This is a genomic window from Bradyrhizobium sp. Pa8, from assembly GCF_052588265.1.
Window position 1 is genome coordinate 6215101 of record NZ_CP176767.1, and the last position, 19734, is coordinate 6234834.

At 63.9% G+C, this 19734-nt stretch carries 22 protein-coding genes; 13 read left to right on the forward strand and 9 right to left on the reverse strand.

Annotated elements, in window-relative coordinates; genetic code table 11:
• Window positions 1–186 precede the first annotated feature (186 nt).
• Both ACKWRH_RS29515 and ACKWRH_RS29520 read left to right on the forward strand, forming a co-directional pair.
• The gene (locus ACKWRH_RS29515; RefSeq protein ID WP_445216374.1) at window positions 187–1299 is read left to right on the forward strand and encodes a SecDF P1 head subdomain-containing protein; all 1113 of its coding nucleotides are present in this window, start codon (window positions 187–189) and stop codon (window positions 1297–1299) included.
• Window positions 1300–1559: 260 nt separating this feature from the next.
• The gene (locus ACKWRH_RS29520) at window positions 1560–2366 is read left to right on the forward strand and encodes a Crp/Fnr family transcriptional regulator (RefSeq protein WP_028147473.1); all 807 of its coding nucleotides are present in this window, start codon (window positions 1560–1562) and stop codon (window positions 2364–2366) included.
• Window positions 2367–2379: 13 nt separating this feature from the next.
• Here ACKWRH_RS29520 and ACKWRH_RS29525 read toward each other — a convergent pair whose 3' ends face one another.
• Together ACKWRH_RS29525 and ACKWRH_RS29530 are read right to left on the reverse strand one after the other, a co-directional pair.
• Window positions 2380–3021 carry a glutathione S-transferase family protein gene (locus ACKWRH_RS29525; protein WP_445216375.1) on the reverse strand — a complete coding sequence of 214 codons (642 nt, stop codon included), beginning with the start codon at window positions 3019–3021 and terminating at the stop codon, window positions 2380–2382.
• Between the two features lie 179 nt (window positions 3022–3200).
• Window positions 3201–3752, reverse strand: a complete 552-nt coding sequence (locus ACKWRH_RS29530) for a cytochrome b (RefSeq protein ID WP_445216376.1) — start codon at window positions 3750–3752, stop codon at window positions 3201–3203.
• Between the two features lie 170 nt (window positions 3753–3922).
• Here ACKWRH_RS29530 and murI point away from each other — a divergent pair, with 170 nt between their 5' ends.
• The 6 genes from murI to ACKWRH_RS29560 all read left to right on the forward strand — a co-directional run bounded on the left by murI (window position 3923) and on the right by ACKWRH_RS29560 (window position 8855).
• Window positions 3923–4720: a glutamate racemase gene (murI, locus tag ACKWRH_RS29535; protein ID WP_445216377.1), complete on the forward strand. Its 798-nt coding sequence runs from the start codon at window positions 3923–3925 to the stop codon at window positions 4718–4720.
• A gap of 62 nt (window positions 4721–4782) precedes the next feature.
• Window positions 4783–5556, forward strand: coding sequence for an HpcH/HpaI aldolase family protein (locus tag ACKWRH_RS29540; protein WP_445216378.1), 774 nt, complete (start codon window positions 4783–4785; stop codon window positions 5554–5556).
• 69 nt (window positions 5557–5625) lie between these two features.
• Window positions 5626–6009: a cupin domain-containing protein gene (locus ACKWRH_RS29545; protein WP_445216379.1), complete on the forward strand. Its 384-nt coding sequence runs from the start codon at window positions 5626–5628 to the stop codon at window positions 6007–6009.
• 106 nt (window positions 6010–6115) lie between these two features.
• Complete coding sequence (locus tag ACKWRH_RS29550) at window positions 6116–6883, forward strand: acyltransferase (protein ID WP_445216380.1); 768 nt, start codon at window positions 6116–6118, stop codon at window positions 6881–6883.
• A gap of 199 nt (window positions 6884–7082) precedes the next feature.
• Window positions 7083–7700, forward strand: a complete 618-nt coding sequence (rpsD, locus tag ACKWRH_RS29555) for a 30S ribosomal protein S4 (RefSeq protein WP_018316575.1) — start codon at window positions 7083–7085, stop codon at window positions 7698–7700.
• Window positions 7701–7787: 87 nt separating this feature from the next.
• The gene (locus tag ACKWRH_RS29560) at window positions 7788–8855 is read left to right on the forward strand and encodes a threonine aldolase family protein (protein WP_445216381.1); all 1068 of its coding nucleotides are present in this window, start codon (window positions 7788–7790) and stop codon (window positions 8853–8855) included.
• Between the two features lie 63 nt (window positions 8856–8918).
• On the opposite strand, the gene ACKWRH_RS29565 is transcribed toward ACKWRH_RS29560, so the two are convergent.
• From ACKWRH_RS29565 to grxD, 4 genes are read right to left on the reverse strand one after another with little or no spacing between them, the layout of a single operon-like run.
• A complete protein-coding gene (locus ACKWRH_RS29565; RefSeq protein WP_445216382.1) occupies window positions 8919–10181 on the reverse strand; it encodes a serine hydrolase domain-containing protein in 1263 nt (420 codons plus the stop codon).
• A gap of 1 nt (window position 10182) precedes the next feature.
• The gene (locus tag ACKWRH_RS29570) at window positions 10183–11469 is read right to left on the reverse strand and encodes a serine hydrolase domain-containing protein (RefSeq protein WP_445216383.1); all 1287 of its coding nucleotides are present in this window, start codon (window positions 11467–11469) and stop codon (window positions 10183–10185) included.
• A 46-nt stretch (window positions 11470–11515) separates the two neighbouring features.
• Entirely contained in the window at window positions 11516–12067 is a 552-nt protein-coding gene (locus ACKWRH_RS29575) for an O-acetyl-ADP-ribose deacetylase (protein WP_445216384.1), read from the reverse strand.
• Between the two features lie 4 nt (window positions 12068–12071).
• The gene (gene grxD / locus ACKWRH_RS29580) at window positions 12072–12398 is read right to left on the reverse strand and encodes a Grx4 family monothiol glutaredoxin (protein ID WP_014494143.1); all 327 of its coding nucleotides are present in this window, start codon (window positions 12396–12398) and stop codon (window positions 12072–12074) included.
• A gap of 240 nt (window positions 12399–12638) precedes the next feature.
• Here grxD and egtB point away from each other — a divergent pair, with 240 nt between their 5' ends.
• Both egtB and egtD read left to right on the forward strand, forming a co-directional pair.
• Window positions 12639–13937, forward strand: a complete 1299-nt coding sequence (gene egtB / locus ACKWRH_RS29585) for an ergothioneine biosynthesis protein EgtB (protein ID WP_445216385.1) — start codon at window positions 12639–12641, stop codon at window positions 13935–13937.
• Window positions 13938–13986: 49 nt separating this feature from the next.
• On the forward strand, window positions 13987–14958 hold the full coding sequence (egtD, locus tag ACKWRH_RS29590; protein WP_445216386.1) for an L-histidine N(alpha)-methyltransferase: 972 nt from the start codon (window positions 13987–13989) through the stop codon (window positions 14956–14958).
• A 25-nt stretch (window positions 14959–14983) separates the two neighbouring features.
• Here the strand turns inward: egtD and ACKWRH_RS29595 are convergent, their stop codons facing one another.
• On the reverse strand, window positions 14984–16177 hold the full coding sequence (locus ACKWRH_RS29595; RefSeq protein ID WP_445216387.1) for a low temperature requirement protein A: 1194 nt from the start codon (window positions 16175–16177) through the stop codon (window positions 14984–14986).
• Window positions 16178–16202: 25 nt separating this feature from the next.
• Window positions 16203–16439, reverse strand: a complete 237-nt coding sequence (locus ACKWRH_RS29600; RefSeq protein WP_028147489.1) for a BolA/IbaG family iron-sulfur metabolism protein — start codon at window positions 16437–16439, stop codon at window positions 16203–16205.
• A gap of 179 nt (window positions 16440–16618) precedes the next feature.
• Here ACKWRH_RS29600 and ACKWRH_RS29605 point away from each other — a divergent pair, with 179 nt between their 5' ends.
• Window positions 16619–16978, forward strand: a complete 360-nt coding sequence (locus ACKWRH_RS29605) for a DUF427 domain-containing protein (protein ID WP_014494138.1) — start codon at window positions 16619–16621, stop codon at window positions 16976–16978.
• 57 nt (window positions 16979–17035) lie between these two features.
• The gene (locus ACKWRH_RS29610) at window positions 17036–18139 is read left to right on the forward strand and encodes an alpha/beta fold hydrolase (protein ID WP_445216388.1); all 1104 of its coding nucleotides are present in this window, start codon (window positions 17036–17038) and stop codon (window positions 18137–18139) included.
• A gap of 39 nt (window positions 18140–18178) precedes the next feature.
• On the opposite strand, the gene ACKWRH_RS29615 is transcribed toward ACKWRH_RS29610, so the two are convergent.
• Window positions 18179–18352 carry a DUF1328 domain-containing protein gene (locus tag ACKWRH_RS29615; RefSeq protein ID WP_148742381.1) on the reverse strand — a complete coding sequence of 58 codons (174 nt, stop codon included), beginning with the start codon at window positions 18350–18352 and terminating at the stop codon, window positions 18179–18181.
• 184 nt (window positions 18353–18536) lie between these two features.
• Here ACKWRH_RS29615 and ACKWRH_RS29620 point away from each other — a divergent pair, with 184 nt between their 5' ends.
• Complete coding sequence (locus tag ACKWRH_RS29620) at window positions 18537–19724, forward strand: acyltransferase family protein (RefSeq protein WP_445216389.1); 1188 nt, start codon at window positions 18537–18539, stop codon at window positions 19722–19724.
• Window positions 19725–19734 lie beyond the last annotated feature (10 nt).

Consider the following 19734-nt stretch of genomic DNA (forward strand, 5'->3'; position numbering starts at 1 on the left):
GAGGCCTCGGCCGATAGCCGGTCGAGCGCGGACAGAATGATGGATGATTGAGCGTTCGTCCATGGCCGAGCGGCGACGGTCGTAGCACTCGTATTCGAGGCCATTGAACCTCCCCGCGCGATCCCGGGACCAAGAACATGCATCGGACTCCCCTGCCAGCGTCCTGCCGCAAGACTTGAGGAAATCATGACCAAGCCCCCGCGGCACCGCATCACACGGCTGGTTGTCGCGCTCGCCGTGACTTCGGCGATCATGACTTCAGCGATCATGACTTCGGCGATCGTCCTGCCCCGCGCGGCGCGCGCCGAGGACGGCCAGTTCGACAAGATGCGTGCCAGGATCGCCGCCTTCGTCGCCGACAAGATGGAGAAGCTGGGCGGCTCGCGCATCATCTACAAGGTCGATACCGACGGCTTGCGCGAAAGCGTCGTCACGGATTTGCGCGACGATGTCTACAAGACCCTGCGCGAGGGCAAGATCGCCTTCTCCGGTCTTGCGATCCGCGACGCCGGCGTGGAGGTGAAGATCGCGGATGCCAAGGGCCGCGAACAGCTCGCACGCAAGCTCGCGTCAGCCGCGGAGGGATTGCCATCGCATGCGCTCACGGTGACCGATGGCGGCGACGGACTGGTCAGGCTCGCGCCGACCGATGCCGCATCCACGGCACGGCTGCGCGATCTCGTCGAAGATTCCATCGCCATGATCGAGCAGCGCCTCAAGGATGCCGGCATCAACCTCGCCAGCGTCCAGCCGGATGGCACGGATCGCATCCGCATTTTCATCCCGGGCATGAGGGAGCCCGCCCGCGTGACCGCGGTCTTCGCCAGGAAGGTCAAGGTCAGCTTCCGCCTGATCGACCTCTCGATGCCGGCGGAGCAGGCGCAATCCGGCACCCCGCCCTCGGGCACCGAAGTCCTGCCCGGCTTCAAGGACGAGCGCGATTACCTGGTCGCCAAGGACAGCGCGCTCGACGGCGACGACATCAGCTATGCCGGCCCGGGATTTGCCAGCGGCACGAAAGACCCGATCGCCTCGTTCCGCTTCAACGGTCGCGGCACGCGGCGCTTTGCACACGTCACCGAAGAGAACATCGGAAGGCCCTTCGCCATCGTGCTCGACGGGAAGGTGATCTCCGCCCCCGTGATCCGCGAGCCCATCACCGGCGGCTCGGGCCAGATCTCCGGCAATTTCACCCTGGAGGAAGCCAATAGCGTCGCGATGTTGCTGCGCGCCGGTTCGCTGCCGGGGCACCTCGACCTCGTCGAGCAGCAGGTCGTGCAACCCGCCGCCAAGCCGTAATGCTGGTCGCCCCGCGCCCCTGCCCCGTCGGGGCGCCACGGTCCACGCCGCCGAAACCCGCGCCGCCGGGGCCCCGAATCACCGGCGCGCCACGGCCATGCTCACAACCAACGGGCAATTGCCGAAACGCCCGATCAGGCTAAAATTTGCCTCTTGCGGCATGGCGGCCGAAGGCTTCATTTCAAGCGGTCGTCATTCGATTTCGGCTATACGTGTCGAGCATACCGACCAGGACTGAAGGCCTTACGCGGGGTTAGTACATGCCGTCCGGCAGCGCAGACATTTCCTCGATCCTCGACCGCATTCTCGATGCGGCGACGGACAACCTCAGGATCGCAAAGATCCTGGTCCAGATGGGCCTCGATCCCAACAACGTCACCTACGACGCGATCTTCAACCGCCTGCTGGAGATCTTTGTCCAAAACATCACGCTGGCCAATCTGTTCGCCGCGGTCGGCGCCGGCTTCTTCGTCGCCACCCTCCTGATGCGGACGATGGTGCCGCTGCGCGTCGCCAACATGGTCGGCTGTGCGTTCTTCGCCGTTTTCGGCGCGCTCTCGGCCAACGTCTCGACCTTCCTCCTCTATCTGTTGCTGCTTCCGATCAACGCCCTGCGCCTGCGGCAGATGCTCAAGCTCGTCAAGAAGGCGCGCCATGCGGCCGAAGGCGACATGTCGATCGAGTGGCTCAAGCCGTTCATGACCGAGCGCAAATATCGCAGTGGCGATACGCTCTTCAAACTGGGCGATCCCGCCAAGGAGATGCTCCTCACGGTCACCGGCAAGTTCCTGGTCAAGGAGATCAATGTCGAGATCGGGCCCGGAGCTCTCATGGGAGAGCTCGGCTTCCTCACGCCGGACAACCGGCGCACCGGAACGATCGAATGCGTCGAGGACGGACAGGTGCTGACGATCACCTATGACCGCTTGCTCGAGATCTATTTTCAGGACCCGCAGTTCGGCTATTACTTCCTGGTGCTGACCAGCCAGCGCCTGCTGCAAAACATCGATCGCTTGCAGAAGCAGCTGGCGAGCGAGCGGGCGGCGACCACGAACCGGATCGCGTGAACCGGGCGGCCGCTCAGCTCAGCAGCAGCGCCATTCCCGGATCGCCCTTCTCCATTGCGCGCCGATAAGCCGCCCGCGCGCCGATACGGCCGAGATAGTTCACCACGTTCGGGCAGCGCGACAGATCGTAAGGCTGGAAATAGCGCATCGTGGTGAGCGAGAAGCCCATCATGATGTCGGCAGTGGTGAAGGTGTCGCCCGCCAGATATTCGGCGTCGCGAACACGTGCATCGACCAGGTCGAAGGCGCGGTCGGTGCGCCCTCTGCTCGCGGCCAGCATCGGATTGTCCGCCGCGAGCTTGAGCCGGTTCAGGATCATCAGCCGGCCCATACCGGCCTGCAGCGTGCCGTTGGCGAAGTGAAACCAGTACAGGAACTGCGCGAAATCAGGATGATCAGGGCGGAGCGCAAGGCGTCCATCGCCGTATTTGGCCATGATGTAATCGACGATGGCGCCGGACTCGGCGAGCACGAGGTCGCCGTCGGTGATCACGGGCGCGCTCCCGATCGGATGCAGCGCCTTGTAGTCGGGCGGCGCCAGCATGGTGACGGAATCGCGCGCGTAGCGCTTCAGTTCGTAGGGAATTCCCAGTTCCTCGCAGAGCCAGACGATGCGCTCGGATTGCGACTTGCCGAGATGGTGGACGGTGAGCATGGCGTCTCCTGCGACCGTGAGTTGGACCTGCCGTGACGCCGCATCTTAACCCGTCATTGCGAGCGCAGCGACTTGTCCGCCGAAGCGTCAGCGAAGGCGGAAGCAATCCAGACTGCCACCGCGGAGAGACTCTGGATTGCTTCGCTGCGCTCGCAATGACGACGTGGGGAGAGCGTCCCTTACCCCACGTCGTCTGCCACCATCCGCGCCACGACGCGGTCACGGCGTATGAAGTGGTGCCAGAGGGCAGCGATCACGTGAATCGCGATCAGCGCCAGCAGCACATAGGCAAAGAGGATGTGGCGGTCCTCATAGGCGCCCGCCGCCGCACGGTCGGGAGAGGTGAACTGCGGTACGTGAAACAGGCCGAAGAAGTCGGAATAGTCGGGCGTACGCGCGCCGGAATGCGCCCAGCCCAGCATCGCGACCAGGATAACCACGAGATAGAGCGCGCCGTGGCTGACATGGGCCGCGATCTTCTGCCAGCGCGAGGTTTCGGGCGGCATCGCGGGCGTCGGGTTGACGGCGCGCCAGGCCAGGCGCAGCACGGTCAGCAGCAGGATCACATAGCCGATATCGGCGTGGATCGAGCGGTAAAGGAAGCGGTCGGGACGCGCCGGGATGTGGTTCATCCACCAGCCGAAGCCGATCATGGCGAGGATGGCCAGCGCCAAAATCCAGTGCAGCCACCGGGAAACGCTGCCCCAGCCGTTACTGGTATTTCTGATCATGTCGGCTCTCCGGAGTTTTGCGGATATATCCCCGTCCGCAGCGCAGCTGCTGATAGCGGGAACTTGCGGTAACCGTGAAATTGAATCGTTCCAAACTGGTCCCAAACGGGCCCCGCCGCAAAACCGCCCCAAAAACCGAATGGTAACCATGGTGCCCTTAAGGTAGCGACGTGACCTATTCCCCGACGATCCTGGTGTTCGATTCCGGCCTTGGCGGACTCACGGTGCTCCGCGAGGTCGTGGCCGCGTGCCCGGACGCGCATTACGTGTATGTCGCCGACGATGCCTTCTTCCCCTATGGCCACCACAGCGAGGACGAGATCATCGCCCGCGTCGTGCCGCTGATGGGCGAACTGATTGGCACGCACGATCCTGACCTCGTCGTCATCGCCTGCAACACGGCGTCCACCCTGGTCCTATCTCACTTGCGCGCCGCTTATTCCCTGCCCTTCGTCGGCACCGTGCCGGCGATCAAGCCGGCCTGCGCGCAGTCGAAGACCCGCCGCGTCTCGGTGCTTGGCACCAAGGGCACGGTGAAGCGCGAATACACCAAGGCGCTGATCCGTGATTTCGCGCTGGGTTGCGAGGTGACATTGGTCGGCTCGCCCGAGCTTGCCTCGCTGGCAGAAGCCGCGCTCAGCGGCCATCCGATCAGCGACCGCGACATCCTCGCCGAACTCGCCCCCTGCTTCGTCGGTGATCCCGCGGACGCGACATCGCGCACCGACACCGTGGTGCTCGCCTGCACGCATTATCCGCTGCTGCTCGACCGGATGAAGACGCTCGCGCCCTGGCCGGTCGAATGGATCGACCCCGCGCCCGCCATCGCCCGCCGCGTCTCCGACCTGCTCGGCGCGCAAATCGGCGGCATTGCGCAGTCCGGCGCCGAGATGATCTTCACCTCGAACCGCGTGCATGGTCTCAGCCAAACCCTGACTCCGTTCTTCGGCGGCCGCGCGCTGGCCTGACTTTTCGCAGACACGGCCCGCTGCTAGGCTTCGCCGTCGTCACTTTTGCGCAAGGTCATTCCATGTCGGTCCCCGCATCGCCGCTCAACCGTCTCCGCCAGCTCTGGAGCGAAGGGCGTCCCGCCTTCGGCGCAATCGCGACAATCCCGAGCGTGCAGACCGTGCAGATCATGGCGCGCTCGCTCGATTGGATCATCGTCGATCTCGAGCATGGCCCGATTGGCTTGACCGAAGCACATGCGATGATCGCCGCCACGACAGGCACGCCGTGCACGCCCCTGGTGCGGATCGCGGCGAACGAGCCGTGGCTTGCGAAAGCGCCGATGGACATCGGCGCCTTCGGCATCAATTTCCCGATGATCACCAATCGCACCGAAGCCGAGAAGGCGGTGCGCAGCGTGCGCTATCCGCCACGCGGCGATCGTCTCTGGGGTCCGTTCCACGCGCCGTTCCGCTGGGGCAAGTCGATGCCGGACTATATGGCCAGCGCCGACGACGAGATGATCTGCATGATCACCATCGAGCATGTCGAGGCCGTCAATCGCATCGACGAGATCATGGCGACGCCGGGCATCGACGTCGCGGTGATCGGCCCCGGCGATCTCGCGACGTCCATCAACAAGCGGGGGCAGATGGACGAGCCGGAATTGCTGGAGCTGGTCGCCCGCGCCGAGGCCGGCATCCTCAAAAGCGGCGTGCCGATCGGCGGCGTGGCCCGCACCGCAGACCAGGCCAACGCCCTGGTCGATCGCGGCTATCGCGCGATCGCGCTGGGTTTCGACTGGTCGCTGTTCCAGCGCGGCATCATGGCGGCGTTCGAGGGGATCAAGCGCTAAACGAGCCGATCGCGGCCTTGCCGGGAACTGGGGCGCTGCTAGGGTCGGCGGTTCCAGGGAGGAAGAACCATGCTCAAAAAGACTTTGCTCGCTCTCGCCTTTACCAGCCTTGCCCTTGCAGCCTTCGCCCAGCAGACCGGCATCAAGCGGACCCCACTGCAGAAGCTCGAATATCCAGACGGTTACAACACCATCACCGCCATCGCGGAGGTCCCGGCGGGAGGCGCGGCCGGACGCCATACCCATCCTGGGGTCGAAACCGGCTACGTGCTCGAAGGCGAGCTGAATCTCCTCATCGACGGCCAGCCGCAGAAAACCCTGAAAGCCGGGGATTCCTACCAGATCCCGGCAGGCGTCGTGCACGACGCCAAGGCTCATGGCGACAAGGCCATGAAAGTGCTTGGAGTTTACATCGTCGACAAGACCAAGCCGCTGGCTTCGCCGGCGCCCTGATGCGGCGAACCGACCCGTCCCAGGCGGGTTGGTTCGTGCTAGAGCACGCGGCGAGCGGGAATCCCGCTCGCTGCACATTTTTTAAGCCGCGGGGAACCGGAGCGCGATGCGCGGGACATCCAAGACCATTTCGCTGCCGCGCCGTCTGATCTGCGACCTCATGCGCGCCTCGATGGACGTGCCGTTCGTCTCGCTCTCCCGCTCGCTCAATATCCGCCCCCTGTTGGAGGCGCGTGCCGGAGCGATGGCGCCCGCCGGATGGGCCGCGATGTTCGTCAAGGCCTTCGCCCTGGTCGCCAGGGACGAGCCGGTCCTGCGCACCGTCTACGCCAAATGGCCCTGGCCCTCGCTCTACGAGCTGCCGAAGAGCGTGGCACTGGTGGCCGTCGCCCGGGTCGAGGACGGCGAGGAATGCGTGATGCCGCAGCGAATCGCGGCCCCTGAGGCCATGACGCTGGCCGCCATCGACGCCGAGATCCGGCGCGCCAAGACGGAGCCGATCGACGATATCCCGATGTTCCGCAAGATCATGCGGGCGACCCGCCTGCCGCTGCCGCTGCGGCGGCTTAGCTGGGCGGTCGGGCTGAATTTCGGCCGGCAACGGGGCAACTGGTTCGGCAGTTTTGCGGTGAGTTCGGTGGCCGCCTATGGCGGCGGCGAGCTCCATCCCATCACGCCCGGCCCCTTCATCGTCAGCTATGGGGTGGTCGAGGGCGACCAGACCATCCATGTCGTGATCCGCTGGGACCACCGGGTCACCGACGCCGCCCCCATTGCCCGGGTCCTGACCCGGCTGGAACAGGTCCTGAACACTGAAATCGCTGCCGAATTGCGCGCGGCCGGCCCGAAGCCGATCCGGGCGGTCCGGACGTGATTTCGGGGCTATTCGCATTGACAGAACGGCCCAAACTCACCTAAAAGCCGCCTGCTCGCGGGCCGATTTCGGCCCGCGAAGCGTTTCGCGACCCGTGGTCCTCTCCCTTAAGCTTTGGGGATCGGACCTGTCAGTGCCGGGCCCAGCCCGTCACACAGGAGGGCGCGTTTCCTCAAACCATGTACCTGAAGAGGACGCGATGACTAAGCGCAGTGAGGCGAAGTACAAACTCGATCGCCGTATGGGCCAGAACATCTGGGGCCGCCCGAAGAGCCCCGTGAATCGCCGCGAATACGGCCCCGGCCAGCATGGCCAGCGCCGTAAGGGCAAGCTCTCCGACTTCGGCGTGCAGCTGCGCGCCAAGCAGAAGTTGAAGGGCTATTACGCCAACATTTCCGAACGTCAGTTCCACGGCATCTATGTCGAGGCGAGCCGCCTCAAGGGTGACACCGGCGAGAACCTGATCGGTCTCCTGGAGCGTCGTCTCGACGCGGTCGTGTACCGCGCCAAGTTCGTCTCCACGATCTTCGCCGCGCGCCAGTTCATCAACCACGGCCACATCAAGGTGAACGGCCGCAAGGTCAACATCTCGAGCTACCAGCTCAAGGTCGGCGACGTGATCGAGGTCAAGGAAGCCTCCAAGCAGCTCGCCCACGTGCTCGAAGCCAGCCAGCTTCCCGAGCGCGACACCCCCGACTATCTCGAAGTCGACCACGGCAAGATGACCGCCAAGTACGTGCGCATCCCCGGCCTCTCCGACGTGCCGTTCCCGGTGCAGATGGAGCCGCATCTGGTCGTCGAATTCTATTCGCGCTAAGATCGGACTATCGAAAGGCCCCGGTTCGCCGGGGCCTTTTTGCTTAAGAGCCACGTCAGTGGCCGTCCTGCCTTCAGGAGGCGTCGCATGCTCTATACCCCTCCCCCGATCGATCCCAAGGCGCCGCCGGTGCGCATCAATCTGCTTTCGGACACGCAGACCAAGCCGACGGCTGCGATGCGCGAGGCGATGGCGCGGGCGGAGGTCGGCGACGAGCAGGTCGGCGACGATCCGACCGTGAACGCACTGTGCGAGCGCGTCGCCGCGCTGCTCGGCAAGGAAGCCGCGGTCTACATGCCCTCAGGCACGATGTGCAACGTCACCGCGACGCTGGTGCATTGCCGTCCCGGCGACGAGATCCTCGCCCACGAGAGCGCACATATCATCGCCCGCGAAGGCGGCGCGCATGCCGCGATCGGCGGCTTCCAGGTCACCCAGCTCAAGGGACCCGACGGCCAGTTCACGCCGGAGACCTTTCGCAAGGCACTGCATCCGCGCACACGCTACCAGCCGCCGCAGACCGTCGTCAGCGTCGAGCAGACCGCCAATATCGGCGGCGGCACGATCTGGAAGAAGGCAGCGCTCGACGAGATCGTCGCGATCGCCAAGCAGCACGGCCTCGTCACCCACATGGACGGCGCGCGCCTGCTCAACGCCACGGTAGCAAGCGGCATCTCCCCGCGCGACATGACCGCGGGGTGGGATTCGGCCTGGATCGATTTCTCCAAGGGCCTGGGCGCGCCGATCGGCGGCGTGCTCGCGGGGACCCGCGCCTTCATCGATGCGGTGTGGCAGTGGAAGCAGCGCCTCGGCGGCTCGATGCGGCAGGCCGGCGTCTGCGCGGCCGCCTGCATCTACGCACTCGACCATCACGTCGATCGCCTCGCCGACGACCACGCCAATGCGCGCGCGCTCGCCCACGGGCTGTCGCAGATCGCAGGCATCGAGGTGCAGGAGCCCGAGACCAATCTCGTGTTCTTCAAGCCTGATGGCGCCGGAATTGCCGGCGACAAGATGGTTGCCGCACTGCGCCAGCGCGGCGTGACGCTCGCGATGATGGACGGCCGCATCCGCGCCTGCACCCATCTCGACGTCAATGCGGCCCAGGTCGAGGAAATGATCGGGTACGTCAGAGAGATCGTGCGCGGGGCGTAGTCAGAGCGTTTTCGAGCGAGGTGGATACCGGTTCGCGTAAAGAAAACGCGTCAAAACGAGAATCTACCGCCCCATCGCCTGATAGATCAGCGTCTTCAGCGCCAGCTGAATCCGGCCACGCTGCGACGGGGTCTGCACCATGAAGATCCCGAACAGATCGTCTTCGGGATCGATGAAGAAGAAGGTGCCGCCGACGCCGTCCCAGCGATATTCGCCAAGCGGCCACGATGTCCCCGATGGCACCGAGGTGCGCACGGCGAAGCCGAGGCCGAAGCCGGAGCTTCCGCCCGGATAGTAATTCTGATCGCGCGCGATCTCCGTCTCGGGGCCGATATGATCCGACGCCATCAGCGCGATGGTCTCCGGCTTGAGATAGCGCCGGCCTTCATAGCTGCCGCCGTTGAGCAACATCTGCGAGAAGCGCGCGTAATCACCGACCGTACCGACAAGGCCGCCGCCGCCCGACTCCCACCTCAGCGGTTGCCGGGGATCGCGTATCTGCGTCATCGGGCTGATCGCGCGATCCTGCGGCATCGGCTCGGCGACGCGCGGCCACTTGGCAGGATCGGCGACATAGTATGCAGTGTCCGTCATCCCGAGCGGATCGAGCAGCCGCTCCTTCTCGAACCCGAACAGAGATTTCCCCGATATGACCTCGACGATGCGGCCGAGCACGTCCGTGGAGTGGCCATAATCCCAGTTCGTGCCGGGCTGTTCGGCGAGCGGAAGCGCGGTGATCTTCGCGACGAGTTCGGCGTTGGTCAAAGCCTTGTTGTCGAAGAGACCGGCGTCGGCATAGAGCTTGTTCACCAAGCCCCCGCCATAATAGCCGTAGGGCAGCCCGGCAGTGTGGCGCATCAAATCCTTGATCGTCACGGAGCGACTGAGCGGCTCCAGCGCCAGCGCAACCTTGCCGTCCTCGGCCTTCGTCTCGACACCGACCTTCATCCTGCCAAAAGCCGGAATGTACTTTGCGACGGGATCATCGAGCGAGAGCTTGCCCTCCTCGACCAGCATCATCGCCATGACTGTCGTGACCGGCTTCGACATCGAATAGAGCCGGAAGATCGTGTCCGCGCTCATCGAGATCTCGGTTGCGACATCGCGGACGCCGAAATTCTCGTAATAGACCGGCTTGCCGTGCTGCTGGAGCAGCAGGATCGCGCCCGGAAACGTACCGGCTGCGACCTCGCTCCTGATGTAGTCGGAAACCTTTGCCAGACCTTCTGGCGAGAAAGTGTGGGCGCGCCCCTCGGAGCCCGCCTGCGCCACCACTGCACCGAACAAAAGAACGAGCGCCGCGATCAGCGCGCGGCGCCCGAACATGTCACTTCTCCATGGCTTCATAAACCAACTGCTTCAATGTCCGCTGCACGCGCTGGCGCTCGGTCGGGGTCTGCTCCAGCAGCACGAAGAACATGTCCTGCTTGGGATCGATGACGAAATAGCAGCCTGAAGCGCCGTCCCACTTCAATTCCCCGAGATCGCCGGGCGGCGGCGGCTTGGCGTTGCCGGGATCGGTGCGGACCGCAAGGCCAAGGCCGAAGCCGAACCCGTCGCCGGGGAAATAGAAATAGTCGCGACTGACCCCCGAGGTCGGGCCGATTTGATCGGTCACCATCAGCTTGAACGTCTCGGGCTTGAGGATGGTCTTTCCGTCGAGGCTGCCGCCATTGAGCAGCATCTGCGCAAAGCGCTCATAGTCCGCCATGGTCGTAACCATGCCGCCGCTGGCGAATTGGATTTTTTTGACAACCGTCGGATCGTTGATCCGGCCGACGCGAAAATCGGCGTCATTCGGCACCGGCTGCGCCAGAAGCTTCTGCTTCTCCGGGGCGGTGACGAAGAAGCCGGTGTCGACCATGCCGAGCGGATCGAGCAGCTTCTCCCGCTCGATCTCGAGCAACGGCTTGCCGGTTGCGACCTCCATGACTCGCGCCAGAATGTCGGTGGAATGGCCGTATTGCCACAGCGCGCCCGGCTGGTTGTGCAGCGGCAGCTTTGCGATGCGCTCGGCGAACTCGGCGAGGTCGAAATCGCCGGCGTAGATATTGGCCTCGCGATAAGCCTTGCGGACCAGGCTGTCGCCATAGAAGCCGTAAGTGACGCCCGAGGTGTGCGTCATCAGATCGTGCACCGTCATCGGCCGGTTCGGTGGTACGAGCTCGAGCGACTTGGTGCCGTCGTCGGCCTTCTTCTCGACGCCGACCTTCACGTTGGCGAAGGACGGAATGTACTTCGAGACGGGATCGTCCAGCTTGATCTTGCCGTCTTCGATCAACTGCACCGCGACGACGGAGGTGATCGCCTTGCTCATCGAAAACAGGCGGAAGATGGTCTTGTCGGTGATCGGCGCCTTGCTCTCCACGTCTTGCACGCCGAAGGCTTCGCGAAAGACGGGCTTGCCGTGCTGCTTGATCAGCACGGTCGCGCCGGCGATCTTGCCGGTCGCGACCTCGTTCTTGAAGAACTCGCTGACCTTGGCGAGCTTGTCCTGATTGAAATGCGCGCCGGCCGGAATCTCATAGGTGCCTTCGGCGCGCGCGAGCGACATCGCACCCAGCGACACCAGTGCGCCGCAAACGAACGCACGCAGTCCGAAATGTGAATTCATATCCCCTCCCCGAAAGGTGGCCGAGCGGAGTGTACTGACCGCGTCATCAGGCACAAGGGCTGGCGTACCGCGCCAAAACGTCAGTGTGGAGCGCGGCGCTTGTCTCCGAGAAACAACAGAATATGACGTGGGTGACCAGCGGCGCAGCCGGCAGGGCTTCAATGGCCGTGTGGACCGCAATGTTCGCGGCCTGGTCGGTCGGAAAGCGATATACCCCGGTCGAGATCGCGGAGAAGGCTAGAGAGTTCAGTCTATTGGCCTGGGAGAGCTCCAGCGCACGGCGATAACAGGAGCGCAGCGCATCCGCCTCGCCGTGGCTGCCGCCGTGCCAGACGGGGCCGACTGCGTGGATCACATGTCGCGCGGGCAGACGGTAGCCCTTCGTGATCTTGGCATCGCCGGTCGGGCATCCCCCGAGCGTCCGGCACTCGGCCAGAAGCTCGGGACCGGCAGCGTCGTGGATTGCGCCATCAACGCCGCCTCCGCCCAGTAGAGACGAATTTGCGGCGTTGACGATGGCGTCAACGCCGAGTGTCGTGATGTCAGCAACGATAACCTCGAGCTCGGCACCGCCGATGCGGCGCGTCAGCCAGGTCACCCGATCAAGCCGCGACGGCGACGCCCTTCTCGGAGAAGAGCTGCTGCAGTTCGCCGGCCTGGAACATCTCGCGGACGATGTCGCATCCGCCGACGAACTCGCCCTTCACATAGAGCTGCGGAATGGTCGGCCAGTTCGAATATTCCTTGATGCCGTTACGCAGTTCGGCGGATTCGAGGACGTTGAGGCCCTTATAACCAACGCCGATGTGGTCGAGGATCTGGACGACCTGGCCGGAGAAACCGCACTGCGGAAACTGCGGCGTTCCCTTCATGAACAGAACCACGTCGTTCGACTTCACTTCGTTGGCGATGAATTCCTCGATGCTCATATCCATGTCCTTCCGGGGCGGAGCCCTCAACGATTCCCTCGGGCCGGCCCAGCCGATTTAACCCGATACCTGCCTATATATGTAGCCCAAACCGTTGTGCATCCAAAGTAAAATGGCGGCGAACACCCCTTGGGCGGCCGGTCCAGGCCACGCCGGCCCCATTACATGATGCCACGAATATCATCGCCAGGGAGGACTTTCATACCGTAACGGAGCCCTTATCTAGGACGAACCCCGGTTTTGGAACCGGGCAACGCCAACAACGTTCTCTTGTTCTGTCTGGAGAAAAACGTGACGAAACAAGCCTCCGCTACGGCCACCCCGCCGCTTTCGTCACCGTCGGCCGACCCGAGCGGCCTCGCCCAGGGGCTGGAAGAGGCGTTTCTCACCGTCCGCAACGAGACCGAGCGCCGAGCCGCGCCGCTGTCGCCGGAAGACCAGCAGATTCAATCCATGCCGGATGCGAGCCCCACGAAATGGCATCGGGCCCATACCACCTGGTTCTGGGAGCAATTCCTGCTCGGCGAACACTGTCCCGGCTACCGGCCCTTCCACCCTGATTTCGCTTTCCTGTTCAATTCCTATTACGTCAGCGCCGGCCCGCGTCATTCCCGCAATCACCGCGGCGACATCACCCGCCCCAGCGCCGATCAGGTCGGCGCCTATCGAACATATGTCGATGCAGCCGTCGTCAAATTCTTCCGCGAGGTCGGTGCGGACAAGCTTCGCGAGATCGCACCGCTGGTCGAGGTCGGGCTCAATCACGAGCAGCAGCATCAGGAATTGATGTTCACCGACATCCTGCATGCCTTCGCGCAGAACCCGATCCCGCCGGCCTATGATCCGGACTGGCGCTTCCCGGCTTCGACACGCGCGGGTGAGGATTGGCTGACGCTGAACGAGGGTATCCACACCGTCGGTCATGTCGACGACAGTTTTCATTTCGACAACGAGAAGCCGGCGCATCGCGCCCTCGTCGGTTCGGTCAGGGTCGCACGCAATCTCGTCACCAACGCCGAGTGGCTCGCCTTCATGCGCGACGGCGGTTACCGGACCGCAACGCTGTGGCTGATGGACGGCTTTGCCACCGTCAACAATGAAGGCTGGGACGCCCCCGGCCATTGGCGCGAGATCGACGGCCAGTGGCACATGATGACGCTCGCCGGCCTCAAGCCGGTCGATCCGGATGCGCCGGTCTGCCACGTCAGCTATTACGAGGCCGATGCGTTTGCGCGCTGGGCCGGAAAGCATCTGCCGACCGAGATGGAATGGGAGGTTGCTGCGCGCGCCGGCCAGCTCAACGACGCCTTCGGCATCGTCTGGCAGTGGACGCGTTCTTCATATTCGCCCTACCCCGGCTATCGCGCCATCGAAGGCGCGCTCGGGGAGTACAACGGCAAATTCATGATCAATCAGTTGGTGCTGCGCGGCTCCTCGCTTGCAACTCCCGAGGGCCACAGCCGTATTACCTATCGCAACTTCTTTTATCCGCACCATCGCTGGCAGTTCACGGGACTGCGGCTCGCCGACTACGAATAAAAATCATCCGACGACAATACGCGCCGGACAGCGCGTTCAGGAGAGTATCATGAATGTGCACGCCAGCGCTTTGGCCGAAGCCCATCTCCCCGACGAGCAGACCACCGCCTTCGCCCGCGAGGCCATCGAGGACCTGTCGCAACAGCCGAAAAAGCTGTCGCCGAAATATTTCTACGACGCGGCCGGATCGGAGCTGTTCGAGGCGATCACGCGCCTGCCGGAATATTACCCGACGCGCACCGAGCTTGCGATCCTGAAGGAGCGCGGCAGCGAGATCGCGAAGATCATTCCGCAGCATGCGGCGCTGGTCGAGTTTGGCGCCGGAGCAACCACAAAAGTCCGCCTGCTGCTCGATCACTGCAAGTTCGCGGCCTATGTGCCCGTCGACATCTCCGGCGACTTCCTGAAGGCGCAGGCGAACGGCCTGAAGCGGGACTTCCCCTCGCTCGGCATCTATCCGGTGGCGGCCGACTTCACCACGCCGTTCGAGTTGCCGAGGGCAGTCGCATCGATGCCCAAGGTCGGCTTCTTCCCCGGCTCGACCATCGGAAATTTCGAGCCGCATGAGGCCCAGGCCTTCCTGAAGAGCGCCCGCAAGATCCTGGGCAAGGGCGCGCAGATGATCATCGGCGCCGACCTCGAGAAGGAAGAGCGCGTCCTCCACGACGCCTACAACGATGCCGCCGGCGTCACCGCCCGCTTCAACCTCAATGTGCTCGTGCGCATCAACCGCGAGCTCGGCGGCAATTTCGACCTGTCCGCCTTCACCCATCGCGCGATCTACAACCGCGAGCGGCACCGGATCGAGATGCACCTGATCAGCAAGAAGAGCCAGACCGTGCGCCTGCTCGGCACCAGCTTCTCGTTCCGCCCCGGCGAGAGCATCCACACCGAGAACAGCTACAAATACAGCCTCGAGCGTTTTGCTGCGCTGGCGCAGGGCGCGGGCTGGCAGGTGCGCGAAAGCTGGACGGACGCGGCGAAGATGTTTTCGGTGCACGCGCTGGAGGCGGCGGAGTAAACGCTCCGGCGCCAGTGGCGCCGGGTCAATGCTCCGCAGCCTCTTCCGGAGAAGATCCCAGCGACAGCGACTCCCACGCCGCGACCACGATCATGATCACCGTCGTCGCGACCGACAGCCAGAGTGGCGAGAGATCGGCGGCGAACCAGCACAGCACCGCGAGCGCGATGATGCCGATGCCGTGGGAGAGCTGGAGGAAGCCGCGGATCGCGTGCTTGAACAGGATGGTGCCGACCAGGAACACCAAGGGACCACCGACCGTGCTCACGATGGTCCTGATGTCGGAATGGCCGGTCGGATGCTTCAGCACCAGTTCGTCCGACACCGCGGTCAGGATAATGCCGGCGATGATCGGCATGTGCAGATAGGTGTAGGCGAGCCGCGCCAGCCGGCCGGATTCGCTGGATTTCGAGATGCGCTCGGAGCCGGCCTCCGCGCCCTTGTGAAAATAGACCCACCACATCGCGATGCTGCCGACCAGCGCCGAGACGAAGGCCAGCATGTTGCTCGCGGTCCACTCCAGCTCGGCGAAGGTCGCACCGTTGACGACGACGGCTTCGCCGAGTGCGATGATGACGAAGAGAGAGCAGCGCTCGGCCATGTGACCGCCTTCGACGGCCCAGGCCTCGACCGACGAGAAGCCCAGCTTCGGGACCCAGAAGCGCGCTGCGGGCGAGACGTATTCAATCGTCAGCGCGGCAATCCAGAACCACAGCCGCGCCTCGTCGTGCGCAAGGCCGCCGAGGATCCACAACACCGCGGAGATCGAGAGCCACGTCAGGATACGAATCGCGTTGTGCCGCACCAGAATCCGGTGGCGCGGGGTCGCGAACAGCCAGAACGCGGTGCGTCCGACCTGCATGGTCGCGTAGGCGATCGCAAACCACAGGCCCCGCCCCTCGAAGGCGGTCGGGATCGTGGTCGACAGCACGAGGCCGCCCAGCATCATCAGGAAGAGCAGGATGCGGACCGGGGTTAGCTCGGGATTGAGCCAGTTGGTGACCCAGGCGGTGTAGACCCACACCCACCACACCGCGAGGAACAGCACCGTGACGTGCACCGCGCCGAGCGGGGTGAAATGGTGCAACAGCGTGTGCGAGACCTGAGTGACGGCGAAGACGAAGACGAGGTCGAAGAACAGCTCGGCATTGGTGACGCGGCTGTGCTGGTTCGGAGCGATGACGCGAAACATCGCGCCGCGAGGATTGTCCGCAGCCATCGTCATCCCCCGTCACGCGATCAGATCAGGCCCCGGGTACCCCGGTTTGCAGCGCCAGAGCATGCAGCACGCCGCCCATCTGGCCTTGCAGGGACTGATACACGATCTGGTGCTGCTGGACGCGGGACTTGCCGCGGAAGGATTCCGAGATCACGGTCGCGGCATAGTGGTCGCCATCGCCGGCGAGGTCACGGATCGTCACCTCGGCATCGGGGATCGCTGCCTTGATCATCGCCTCGATATCGTGGGCGTCCATGGGCATTCGGGTCTTGCTCCTGTCTCGGCTTCGAATCGCTTGCCGGGGTCCCCGGACCGGCAGGGCCAAACTTAGCGTGAACGGCCTTCTACGTCACGCATTCCGGCACTATATCCCTGATCCCATCCGGATAAAGGCACGACAAAGTGCCGCGCGCGGCAGATTGATCGAAAAGGCGTGAAATCATGAAGCTTCCAGGGCCCGACCACCCCATCACCATTACCCAAAATCCCCGGCGCGTCCGCGTCACGGCCGGCGACATCGTGATCGCCGAGACCAGCAAGGCACTGATCTTGAAGGAGGCCAAATATCCGGCGGTGCAATATGTGCCGCGGGAGGACGCCAACATGGCGCTGCTGGAGCGCACCGACCGCGTCACCCATTGCCCCTACAAAGGGGACGCGAGCTATTACAGCGTCAAGGCCGACGGCAAGACGCTCGACAACGCGATCTGGACCTACGAGACGCCCTTCCCCGCGATGACGGAGATTTCCGGCCATCTCGCCTTCTATCCGGACAAGGTGAAGATCGAGGAAGTGGGGTAGGCTCATCGCGCCGGGGCGATCGTAGGTCGCTTCCTCTCAGTCGACACAAGGCTCAAGATGCCGCGCAAAGCCGCAAGACTGATTGGGGTCTCGTTGCTGGGCGTGGCCGCCATCCTCATTGTGGTGGCCGCCGCCGGACTGGGTTTTCGCGCCTATCGCCAGCATCTTGCTGCCGAAACCCTCGCGATCCGCTCGCCGAAGGGCGTGCAGGAGGGAGGGTTCGTCGACATCGGCGGAATCAAGCAATGGATTCAAATCCGCGGCGAGGATCGGGATAACCCGGTCCTCCTGTTCGTCCACGGCGGGCCCGGAGGGTCCAGCTGGCCAATGTCGTCGGGTTGGCGCCCCTGGGAAAAGCACTTCACCATCGTGCAATGGGACCAGCGCGGCACCGGCCGCACGTATGGCGCCGCCGGAGACACGCTGGCGCCAACCATGACACTGGAGCGAATGGCGCAGGATGGCGTCGAGCTGGCCGAGCATCTGCGCACGCATCTGCACAAGGACAGGATCGTCCTGGTCGGGCATTCGTGGGGCTCGTTCCTGGGAATTCACATGGTGAAGCAACGCCCGGATCTGTTCTCGGCCTATGTCGGCACGGGCCAGGTGGTTGGCAGGACGACCTTCGAGAAGGCATTCGAGCTCACGATCTCGCGCCTGCAGCGGCTTGCGGCATCCGCCAACAATCCCGAAGCCTTGGCGGAATTGGCGCCGATCGCTTCACAGCCGACCCTCACCCCGGAAAATCGCCTGATTGCGGACAAATGGAGCAACGCGCTGGGTCTGCCGCCCGCCGGTGGCTTCCAGTTCGCCGGCCCCATCCCGCCGCTCTTCATGCCGGATGTCTCCCTGCTCGACTTGTACAACTGGCGCAAGGGCGTCGCCTTCTCGGCCAAATATCTGACCGGACGGAACGGGCCGATGTTTCAGAGCGACATGGCCTCGATGGGATTCAGATCGCCGATCCCCATGTTCTTCATTGAGGGTGACGCGGACGGCGTGACGCCTGGCGAACCCGCCGAGCAATATTTCAAGGAGATCACGGCCCCGCATAAGGAATTTGTTTGGGTTCGCGGCGGCGATCATTTCATTCCGTTCGATCGTCCTGAAGAGTTCTTGGCCGAGCTGATGGCCCGCGTCATGCCATTCGCAGGCAATTGAGGGCCGGCGCGCCGGCTCCCGATTCGAGCGGCAGCCCGGCTACGCCCTGAAGATCGTGAGCCCCAGTATCAGCAGCACCAGGAAGATCACGACGAAGATATAGAACAGGAAGCGGGCGACATCGGCCGAGGCGGCCGAGATGCCCGTGAAGCCGAGCACGCCGGCCACGATCGAGATCAAGAGAAAGATCAGCGCCCATTTCAGGATCGTCATAACCAACTCCGACTAAAATGCCGCATGTTTTTGCGGCCCTCAACCCATTCGCGAACGCTAACTTCGCTGCACGGAACTGGTTCCTGAGGGCGCTCCGCAGGCAAGGCGCGGCACAAACTGCGCTTGCTGAATCGGGTTCCCGGCGGCACAGTCCGGCGAGCGCAGGAGCGCAATCGGGGCGACCATGATGACGATGTCACATTCCGCGACGATCGGCGCAGAGGCGCAGGCCGCGCCGAAGGCCAAGGCGCGCAATCTGTCGCTCGATCGGACCCGCACCTTCCTCACGCTGGTGGTGCTGCTGCACCACGCCGTCATTCCCTACACCTATTTCGGTCACACCGACCCGGCGTCCTGGATCGGCTTCGACATCGTCGTGCTCGCCACCGACAGCTTCTTCATGGCGATGTTCTTCTTTCTGTCGGGATTGTTCACGTGGTCCGGCATCGCACGCAAGGCACCACAGGTTTTCCTGCGCGACCGCCTGTTGCGGCTCGGGCTGCCGTTCGTAGTCGCGGCCTTCACGGTCATCCCGCTCGCCTATTACGCGATCGCGCTGCGGCACGATCCCGAGCTGACCTTCGCTTCGTTCTGGTGGAAGACGATCACCGTCGGGCCCTGGCCAAGCGGGCCGATCTGGTTCGTGTGGGTGCTGCTGGCGTTCGACCTCACTGCGAGCCTGCTCTACCGGGTCTCAGCCCACCTGGTCGATCCGGTCAACAGCATTTCGCTGCGCGGATTTGACCAGCCGGCCGTGTTCTGGCTGCTGCTCGCCGTCGTCACGGCCGTCGTTTACGTGCCCGCGCTGGTCCATTTCGGGGCCAACAAATGGTTCGAGTTCGGACCGTTTTCGGTGCAGGCGAGCCGTATCCTGCTCTACTTCGCCTATTTCTTCATTGGCGTCAGCGTCGGTGCCGCCAACTTCGATCGCGGTATCCTCAGCGCCGAAGGGCAGTTGCCGAAGAACCGATGGGTGTGGGTGATCGCCACGCTGGTCCCCTACTGCCTGATGTGGTGCATGATCTACATCAAGCGCGCAATCCTGGGGAATCCCAACGTGCTGCCGGACTGGTATCAGGCGATCTACGGCACGTTCGTCGTGCTGTTCTCGGCCGCGATCCTGCTCGCGATCCTCGCCTTCTTCCTGCACCAGAAGTCGCCGGGGCCGAACCTGCTCGACCGCATGCAGGCGGACGCCTACGGCATGTTCCTGGTGCACTACCCGATCGCGCTGTGGATCCAGTATGTGCTGTTCGACTACGGATTGCCGGCGATCGTGAAAGCGGCGATCGGCTTCGTGCTCACGGTGATCCTGAGCTGGGGACTGACTGCGGCACTGCGGAAGATTCCGGGCGCATCGCACGTGTTGTAGAGGCCAAGGT